The organism is Salinispora oceanensis (genome assembly GCF_000383575.1).
Taxonomy (GTDB): Bacteria; Actinomycetota; Actinomycetes; order Mycobacteriales; family Micromonosporaceae; genus Micromonospora; species Micromonospora oceanensis.
In genome coordinates, this window is the sequence record NZ_KB911579.1 from 3952016 (window position 1) to 3961539 (window position 9524).

8 protein-coding genes are annotated in these 9524 nt (G+C 67.3%); 3 read left to right on the plus strand and 5 right to left on the minus strand.

The window, feature by feature from the left end:
- The 3 genes from SALPAC4_RS28620 to SALPAC4_RS28625 form a co-directional block, all read right to left on the minus strand.
- Entirely contained in the window at window positions 1-336 is a 336-nt protein-coding gene (locus tag SALPAC4_RS28620) for a tyrosine-type recombinase/integrase (RefSeq protein ID WP_027644280.1), read from the minus strand.
- Window positions 333-1550 carry a hypothetical protein gene (locus tag SALPAC4_RS0118300; protein WP_223874787.1) on the minus strand — a complete coding sequence of 406 codons (1218 nt, stop codon included), beginning with the start codon at window positions 1548-1550 and terminating at the stop codon, window positions 333-335. The genes SALPAC4_RS28620 and SALPAC4_RS0118300 overlap by 4 nt, the downstream gene beginning before the upstream one ends.
- Window positions 1551-1798: 248 nt before the next feature.
- Window positions 1799-2398 (minus strand): hypothetical protein, encoded by a 600-nt coding sequence (locus SALPAC4_RS28625; protein WP_223874788.1) that lies wholly within the window; start codon window positions 2396-2398, stop codon window positions 1799-1801.
- Window positions 2399-2872: 474 nt separating this feature from the next.
- On the opposite strand from SALPAC4_RS28625, the gene SALPAC4_RS0118310 reads away from it, so the two are divergent.
- Window positions 2873-3778 (plus strand): aminoglycoside phosphotransferase family protein, encoded by a 906-nt coding sequence (locus tag SALPAC4_RS0118310; protein ID WP_019871559.1) that lies wholly within the window; start codon window positions 2873-2875, stop codon window positions 3776-3778.
- A gap of 68 nt (window positions 3779-3846) precedes the next feature.
- A complete protein-coding gene (locus tag SALPAC4_RS0118315) occupies window positions 3847-4824 on the plus strand; it encodes a phosphotransferase (RefSeq protein WP_027644282.1) in 978 nt (325 codons plus the stop codon).
- Between the two features lie 69 nt (window positions 4825-4893).
- Here the strand turns inward: SALPAC4_RS0118315 and SALPAC4_RS0118320 are convergent, their stop codons facing one another.
- Entirely contained in the window at window positions 4894-6438 is a 1545-nt protein-coding gene (locus SALPAC4_RS0118320; RefSeq protein ID WP_019871561.1) for an aminotransferase class I/II-fold pyridoxal phosphate-dependent enzyme, read from the minus strand.
- Window positions 6439-6463: 25 nt separating this feature from the next.
- Window positions 6464-7792: an NAD(P)/FAD-dependent oxidoreductase gene (locus tag SALPAC4_RS0118325; RefSeq protein WP_019871562.1), complete on the minus strand. Its 1329-nt coding sequence runs from the start codon at window positions 7790-7792 to the stop codon at window positions 6464-6466.
- 332 nt (window positions 7793-8124) lie between these two features.
- Between SALPAC4_RS0118325 and SALPAC4_RS25465 the strand changes: the two genes are divergently transcribed.
- On the plus strand, window positions 8125-9524 hold a 1400-nt coding region (locus tag SALPAC4_RS25465; RefSeq protein WP_188116854.1), incomplete at its 3' end, for an RCC1 domain-containing protein.

Here is a 9524-nt window from a genome sequence, read left to right on the forward strand (position 1 = left end):
TCATCGGGCCCTCCGTGCCGGTCGTAGTGCCGCGTCCATGGTCGCGTCGAGAGCCTGCCGCAGCGTGCGGGTGCGAAAGGACGACGACACGCAGGTGTAGATCGCCGTGGTGGAAGCGTGCTCGTGGCCGACCTGCTGCTGCACGAACAGCGGATCCCAACCGGCCTCGATCAGGTGGGTGACATACGAGCGGCTTGTGTCCGCACTGACCGTGTGCGAACGCCATCGTGTGGTGATTCGACTGCGGTGACTCCGGACGGTCAGAACGGCATTCAGATGGCCGCTCGTGTCGCGATTCGGGGCCGCAGCGGTGATCGAGGTCACGGCCTGATTCATGCGCGGACGGGGTTGCCGTGGAGGTTGCCGTCACCGCAGGGCCAGGGGCTGTTGTCGAGTTGCGTTAGGCCGGTGCTGCGGAAGAGGAGCAGTTCGTCGTGCAGGCTGAAGACGACGCGGCCGCGTTCGAGTAGCAGGATTCTGCTCATCACGGCTCGGTCGTCGTTTTGGGTGAACAGGGTCCGGGTTTGGAGATCGGGGTTGACGGCCAGGAGCTTGCTGTCGCGCCAGAGCACGGCCGTGCCATCGGCGTCCAACGCTGGATAGGTGGTGTAGTAGCCGCTCAGCGGCGGGCCGTCGGTCAGGGAGCCGTCTGGGTTGAGGACACGGAACCGGGACCGCGACGGGGTGACGTTCTCCGATTCGGCGCCGCTGATGGCGCCGTGGTGGTTGACGAGCATCATGCCGTGGCTAGGCCAGGTCTGTTGCGTGTGCCCTTCGGAGTTGTAATGCGTTGTCGTGAACGCGCCGTAGCCTTGCTGCCCGATGAGGAAGGACCCGGGTCCGGTGATGGCCTTGTGCATGTAAGGGCCGGGCGGGGTGGTGGTGACGATCGCACCGGTGGTGGCGTCGAGGATGGTGCAGACGCCGATGCCGCTGCTGATATCGGTGATGTCGGCCAGTACTCGGTTGGCGGAGACCAGCAGCGGCTCCCGGTAGCCGACCGAGATCGTTCGTGGTCGCCACGGCTTCTTCGGACGCAGTTCCCAGCCGGTGTCCACGCCCGCTTCAACAACGCCGGGGAAGGACAGTTCAGCGGGCGGCAGCGGTGTGGACCAGGTGACGGCGCCGGTCTGGGTGTGCCGGGCGACGCGGGGAGCCTGACCGGGTGGCGCTTGGCCTCGAGGGCTGGCTGGCAGCCAGATCACGCAGAAGCCGTCGGGGAGCAAGACGAACGCGCCGAGGTGTTCGTGGGCTTGATGTTCCGGGACGACCGAGCGGAGGGCCTGGCCGTCGGGGCCAACTTCGGTGAAGGTGTGACCGGCGGGGCCACGGTGCGACAGCCAGACCGTGCCGGCTGGGGTGACCCGCGGCGGGCGGGGATGCCCTTTGAAAGTCCGTTGCCAGATGATCCCGCCTGCGGGGTCGAGTGCGGTGAGCACCGTGGCGTCGAGGTTGCGTCCGGCGTAGCTGGTCACGAAGATCGGGCCAGTCGAGTCATGGGTTGCGAGGCCCCAGACCTGCCCTGGCATGACCGTTCGGTCTGGGCTCATTCGCGGTCGATCCTTTCGATGCGTTGCCGTCAGCACGATAGTCTCGGTGCGCGCTCAGCACGGGCCGATCTGGGTGCTGCGCGTCGGTAGGCGCCTCACGTTGGCTGCCGGGCTGGCAGTTCGGAGGCGGGTGATCTCGTCGTGTTGGGCGGCGAGCCGGGACAGCGCCTCGGTCCTGAACGCGGCGAGTTCGGCGATCGTTTCATCGCGTTCGGTCAGCCGTTGGCGCAGGGCGGTGTTCTCGGCTTTCAGCCGGGTGATCTGTGCCAGGCGCGGGTCAGGAACGGTTCCTTCCTGCTGGAGGGTGTGGAGTCGGGCTTCGAACTCTTCACGCAGATGGGCATAGGGTCGATCGCCGTAGAACGCGGTGCGGTCGACGCCGGCCTCGGTGGCCAGGGTCTTGACGTCGCAGCGGCCGCCGGGCGGAATCTACGCCCCGTAGGACCAAAGCGCTTCTCGCACTCGCCCACCCAGCCGTAGGCCGGGTCGGTCAGGTACGCGCAGAACAGCCGCACCGCCTCCTGGTAGCCGCGCAACGTCGAGCGGCGCACCCGGCGCACGGCCCGCAGATCGGTGCACCACTCGTCAACCAGTTGCGGAGTCCACCGCCAGGGCAGCACCTGCGCGTGCTCAGCGAACGCTCGCACCGATCGCTGCCGGCTCTCCACAGTGCCGAAGGAGGAATTCCGCGCGAGTTGCCGGTTACGCCAACCGTCGAGCATCGCGGTGAACACCTGTTCGTCCGGCCGCAAAAGCCGGACACCGTCAGCCAGTTGCAGGTCCGCCGAGCCCGGCGTGGCGCGTTCCATGTCCACCGAAGGTGACCTCCCGACCCGCTTGTCAAACATGCAGGGTCAGGATGGTGGGATCGCATCCCTCGCGGCAGCGAGTCAACCTGTCAGGAGGTCTACAGTCGTCGAAACCGCTACTCGCGCGACCAGCAGCGCCAACCTCGGCCCCAGGTCGCACGCAGACTGTCTTCTATTCGCATCAGATCGAATACGGGGCGGTTGGAGCTTTCAACCCGGAACCAACGACAAGGCTGGCCATGCGGCTCGGGCGGTACTCCTTCAAGCTTCCTGGGCTCGCCGTATTTGGCGGCGTTGGCCGTGTAGTTCTCCGTGCGCGAACGGCCCGGCCGGGAGGCATCGACTTACGCAGGCAGCGACCACAGGGCAAACTGGCGTACGCGTGGTCGTCCCCTTGTCGGGCCTGCCGGGCCCGCCTCGCGCCACACCTAACTGGTCTGGGAGAGGTCATGGTCACCGCTGCCGCCGAGAATTGGCTGGTCTGGATCTTCCCGCTACGGCAGCATCTCCGCCATGCTGCACAAGGACGAGATCTCGGTGGACGAGGCAGTCGTCACATCACTTCTGCGGATGCAACGCCCGGACTGGGCATCGCTGCCCTTGTCACCAGCAGGCGCCGGCACTGACAACGTCATGTACCGGCTCGGAGAGGACCTCCTGGTCCGGCTGCCGCGAACAGCCGACAAGGCGCTGTCGCTGAACAAGGAGCGGACGTGGCTCCCCCGGCTGGGACCGCTCCTGAGCTACCGGACGCCGGAACCGGTCTACGCCGGCACGCCAACCCCCGAGTTCCCGCTGCCTTGGTCGATCTACCGCTGGATCGACGGAGCCGAGGTCGACGCGAATACCGTCGGGGACTGGGCCGCCTTCGGAACAGAGCTGGCAACATTCGTTCATGAGCTGCACGGCATCGATCTCATGGGTGCCTCTCGCGCCGGTGAACTGAGCTGGTACCGCGGAGGCAGCCTGAAGGACTGCGCAGAGGCCATCAGTACCTGTTTCGCGGACTGTTTGACCACGATGGATGACGACCTCGATGTCGCCACCCTGGCAGGACTTTGGCGCGCCGCCATCCGGCTGCCCGAGCCCTTCAGCCCACACGTGTGGCTCCACGGTGACCTTCGCCCCGCCAACCTTCTGGCAGCGAGGGGCCGACTGCACGCCGTCATCGACTTCGGGGGACTGTCGATCGGCTTTCCTGCCGCCGAGCACGCCCCGGTCTGGGACCTGCCGGCTCCAGCGCGACAGGCCTACTGGAACGCCATGAACCTTGACGACGTGAGCTGGGCGAAGGCTCGGGCATGGGCCATCGCCGTGGGCATCGCCGGAATCTCCTACTACCGGAATACCTGGCCGGCCTTCGCGAGCGAGTGCCGGACACGACTCGAAGCGATCCTCACCGACGCCGCAACACGCTAACTCCGGACTCTTGGTAGACCGTTGTGCCCATCGCGAACCACCGCCGAGCAACAGGAGAAAGGCGACCTGTGACACGGGCAGTCCTACAATCTGCCGACCTGCACGACCTGGTGGTGGACCAGTTCGGCGCAGATCGTAGACCTGCCGCCCTGGACCGGCTGACCGGTGGCAGCAAGAAGGGCGTCTACCGGCTGAGGTTGGACGACCAGTCGACAGCGATCCTCTATGTCTGGGCAGCAGGCGAGAACTACTGGCCGCCGGCACCAGCCGTCCCCGACGATCCCTTCACCGACGCGTCGGGCGTCGAGTTGTTCGCCACCAACTACGCCGCCCTCAGCGCCGTGGACGTGCGGACGCCACGGCTGTTGATGCTCGACTGCGCCGGCCGCTACCATCCGGCCGACCTTGCGCTGGTCGAGGATGTCGGTGCGGTGACGCTCGAGGCGCTCATGGAACATGACCCGGCCGCAGCCGTGACCCCGCTGTCCACACTTGGTGATGCCCTGTGCCGCATGCACACCACCCGCGGCACCCACTACGGCAAGCTTGCCGCCATCGCCCGCGGAGAGGCCCTACAGACCCGCAGCACCGAGGACATCATTCAGGACCGGGCGCGTGGTCACCTCGACGCGGCAGCCGCCCGCGACGCCCGGCTCGCCGATGCCCACGACCGAATCACCGACCATCTCCGGCGCCTGCGCGGCGCGGTCACCGTTCGCCACGACTACCGGCTGATACACGGCGAACTCGGACCGGACCACGTGCTCGTCCCGCCTTCCGGTGCACCCGCCATGGTCGACATCGAGGGGCTGGCGTTCTTCGACGTGGAGTGGGAGCACGCCTGGCTGCAGTTGCGCTTCGGTGACGCGTACCCCGCGCTCCAGTCCGTCGAACTCGACCCCAACCGGCTGGAGTTCTACCGATTCGCCCAGGTCCTGTCCCTGATCGAGGGCCCCCTTCGGATCGCCGACACCGACTTCCCAGACCGCCGGTGGATGCTGGCTCTGGCCGAGCGGAACATCACCAAGGCCCTGGCCGTGATCTGACTCCTCCCGCAGCGCCGTCCGACGGGACGACCCGGCCAGCCGGGATCGCCCGATGAGGCGTGGCGATGGCTACCGCTCCGTACTCCCGAAGGCGCTGGACAGGTAGGTGCGGGCGTCCGTGATCGCGTCCGCGATGATCCTCGCTGCGGCGCGTGCCTCCTCCGGCTCATGGTTTGCCTGCACCTGAAGCCGGAACCGCGACGAGCCGGTGGGAGTCACCGGGAACTCCACCATGAACGCGAGCACCCCACGGTCGAAGAGCAGGCGGTTCGCGATCCGCGCCAGCTTCTCGTTTCCGATCAGGAGCGGCACGATCGGCGACGGCTCACCCATACAGGTCAGCCCGTGCCCGGTCAGCTCATCGCGAAGCGCGGTGACGGCGCTGTGCAGCCGGGAACGGAGGAGGTCGCCCTCCGCGGAGCGGATGATCTTCGATGCTTCCAGGACCACGGCGGTCTGCACGGGCGACAGCGCGTTGGAGAAGAAGTGCGACCCACCGAACATTTTGAGGTACTGCTTGAGCGCCGGGGAGGCCGAGGCGACGAAGCCGCCGTTGGAGCAGAACGTCTTGGAGAAGGCCCCCATCACGATGTCGATGTCGCCGAGCACCTCCTGCAACCCGAGGACACCGGTGCCACCCGGGCCCATCGAACCCAGGTCGTGTGCCACGTCGACGAGCAGCGTCGCGTCGTGCTCCCGGCACACCCGCTGCAGGGTCACCAGGTCCGGCCAGTCAGCGTCCACCGAGAAGAGGCCGTCCGTGACGACGAGGATGCCGTTGCGGCTGTCGCGCCGACGGATGTCGACCAGGTGGCGACGGACCGCCTCCACGTTGAGGTGTTCGTAGCGCACCACGTTGCGGGTGGTCGCCCGGGCCCCCTGCTGGAGGCAGGAGTGCGCCAGCCGGTCGATCAGAACGTGGTCCTCCTGGCGGACCAGGCCCGCCATCGCCCCGAAGCCGGCGGCCCACCCGGTCGGGAAGAGCGTCACCTGCTCGGCCCGGACCAACTCGCCGAGCGACGCCTCCAGTTCGTCGGAGATGCGAGTGTTCCCCAGCACCATCGGTGACCCGGCGCTGTGCGGACCGTAGTCCCGCATCGCCCTGGTCGCCGCCTCCCGGATCGCCGGGTGCGTGTTGAACGACAGATAGTCCTGCGAGTTGAAGTTGATCCCGCGGGTACGCCGGCCGATGTCGTTGGTGATCTGGGCGATGCTGTTCGGTGCGGCTTCCAGCGTCCTGGAGTACTGCCACGTCTCGGTCCGCCGCCGCGCCTCGACCCACCCGTGGAATTCCTCGGTACGGGTCATCAGGTTACGGCCGGCCGGCCGGTAGAAGTCATAGGCGTTCTTGTCGAGCGCGTACTCCTCGTCGGCGTCAACCTGCAGGTCGACGGGTTCCCACATCTGGGTCAGGTCGGCGACCACCTCATTGAGGGCGGTCTCGTCCAACGAGTCGAACTCGTCCCACGGGATGTGGGTGGCCCAGTTGCGGGTCATCTCGGAGACCTCGGCCGCGGCTGCCGCCATCGCCTCCAGATCCTGCCGGCCGGCGGCCGCAAGGATGGTCCCGATCAGTTCGTCGTCGTCGCGTTGGTCAAGCTCAGGCAGGGACATAGTCGATCTCCGGGCGGGGTGCGGGTCAGGCGAACAGGTTCTGCTGGTACATCCGAGCGGTCCCGGGGTAGTCCTCGAACACCGGGTACCCGGCCGAGGTCTCCTTCGCGGCGTCGTTGAGCAGGAGGAGGTTCGACGCCTGGAAGAACTCCGAGACCGGCGCGACGTCGGCGTGGGTGGCGACGAACCGGTCGATCTCCTGCTGGTTTCCCCGCAACGCCACGAACAACTGCAGTTCGTCGTGGCGGTACGGGCGCATCTCCGCGAGGGTGCAGACGTAGTCGTAGTAGGCGGCGGCGTTCTGGCTGCGGCGGCGGCCCTCATAGCTGGCCATCGCCGCCTCCAGCGACACGTCCCCGGAGAACCACCGGCCCAGCGCATCGGCGACCAGCTCCGCGCCCCGGAACGCGTGGGTCATCCCGATCGCGGTGCACTGGTCCTTGGCCGACTCGGCATCCCCGACCAGCACCCAACCCGGTCCGGCCAGGGGCCGGAGGAACGCGGACTGATCCAACGTCCCGTAGACGCGCTCCGCCCGCACGCCCTGCGTCCGGACCACCTCGCCCAGCTCCGGGCTGACGAAATCCAGCGCCCGCTGGAAGTTGCCGGACACGTCGCGACGGAACTCGCGGGACCACTCGCTCGGTCCCCAGACCAGCACCATGTTCTGGTCGTGGTTGGTGGGTGCCACGGCGCAGGCCAGCCGACCACGTCGGTGCAGCTGCGCCGGACCCAGGTCGAAGCCGGAGTAGTAGCTCCAGTAGGCGAAGGTGCACCGGGGCCGCTCGTCGAACTTCGGCAGGCCGAGGGTGCGGGCGACGAACGAGTTGCGCCCGTCGGCACCGATCACGATCCGGGCGCGCTCCTCGACCAACTGCCCGTCGGAGTCGCGTCCCCGTACCCCGACGACCTGGTCGCCCTCGGTGATGAGCTCCCGCACCGTGAAGTTCGTCCGCACCTCGGCGCCGGCCTTACTCGCCGCCTCGACCAACATCTGGTCGAGCACGTGGCGGCGCACCGAGGCGTACGTGCGCACCACGCCCGAGTCGTCGCCATGCCAGTCGCGGAAGTACGCGCGCAGAAGCTCGTCCGGCACCGAGCCGGTGAGCGGAATGCCGTCGTTGACGAATGTGACCTCGGTGTGCGACGGGGTGACCGCCAGTACCTGGTCCAGCAGGCCCCACCGGTTCAGGTAGGAGGTCCCGTGCGGCCAGAGAAAGTGGGTCGAGATGACGTCGCTGGGAAAGCTCGATCGGTCTAATACCAGCACCCGGTGCCCCTGTCGGGCCAGAAGCATGCCGGTGGACGCGCCCGCGCAGCGGGCTCCGATGACAATCGCGTCGTACCTGGGCATGCGGATTCCCTTCCGAGGAGTGGACAGCTCGACGATCTCGGCGGCTTCAGTGTGCTCGTTACAACTGTGTCTGTCTAACTAGGCCAGTGCTACCACCAAAAGGCACTGACCAGACGGTGGCCACCAGCGCCGCCGGATGCTAGCACTATCGCAAAGCGGCTACGCAGAGTGAGTTTTCTACCAAGAGTCTGAGGTTGGGGCCGTGCTCGGGGAGCGACCGACGGCGGAGTTGGATGTCCCCTTGAGGGCGTTTCTCCGCATATCTCAGTGATAGTTAGTAGAAAATTTGCTCTGTTCTATTAGCGGCATTTGCCGGCGTGGAGGTAGGAACAATGGGGAGACCGTGTCGATGGGCAGGCGGTGGCGCGGGCCGGGCCATCACCGGCTGGCTTCTTCCGGTGTTGGCGGTGATGGTCACCCAGGCGGTCGCAGTGTGGCCCGCGGCCGCGCAGGACACGCCATCACCATCCGTCGCGTCGGGCACCGTCCTTGCCTGGGGCCAAAACAACCAGGGTGAGTTGGGCGACGGGACCACCACCGACCGCACCACGCCGGTGGCCGTCAACCTGCCTGCGGGAACCACCATCACGGCCATCTCCGCCGTCGGTGACTTTAGTCTGGCGTTGACGTCCACCGGCGGCGTTCTTGCGTGGGGCGACAATTCGAGTGGTCAGCTGGGCGACGGGACCACCACCGACCGCGCCACGCCGGTTGAGGTCAGCCTGCCGGTGGGCGCCGAGGTCGCTGCCGCCGTCGCCGGCGACGATCACAGTTTGGCGTTGACGTCCACCGGCGCTGTCCTTGCCTGGGGCCAGAACGACCAGGGTGAGTTGGGCGACGGGACCATGACCGACCGCAGCACACCGGTTGAGGTCGGCCTACCGGTGGGTGCCGAGGTCACTGCCATCGCCGGCGGCAACAACCACAGTCTGGCGTTGACGTCCACCGGCACCATCCTCGCGTGGGGCTCTAATTTCGGGGGCCAGCTCGGCGACGGGACCATCATCGACCGCAGCACACCCGTCGACGTCAACCTGCCCGTAGGCGTCACCATCACGGCCATCGCCGCCCATGGCGACCACAGTTTGGCGTTGACGTCCACCGGCACCGTCCTTGCTTGGGGCGACAATTCGGGTGGTCAGCTGGGCGACGGGACCACCACCAACCGCACCACGCCGGTTGAGGTCAGCCTGCCGGTGGGCGCCGAGGTCACTGCCATCGCCGGCGGCGGCGATCACAGTTTGGCGTTGACGTCCACCGGTGCTGTCTTCGCCTGGGGCCAGAACGACCAGGGTGAGTTGGGCGACGGGACCATGACCGACCGCACCACGCCGGTTGAGGTCAGCCTGCCCGTAGGCGTCACCATCACGGCCATCACCGGCGGCAACAATCACAGTCTGGCGATCGCCTCCACCGGCACCACCCTGGCCTGGGGCGAAAACGTGGCCGGCCAGTTGGGCGACGGAACCACCACCAACCGCAGCACACCCGTCAACGTCAACCTGCCGCCGGGAACCATCATCACCGCTGTCGCCACCGGCGATGCCCACAGCCTGGCGCTGACCGCACCACCGACATCCACCACCACCCTGCAGGTCACCCCAGCCAACCCGGCGGCGGATCAGGACATCACCCTCACCGCCACCGTCACCTGCAACGTCGACACCCCCACCGGAACCATCACCTTCCGCACCAACACCACCACCCTCACCACCACACCCCTGACCGCCGA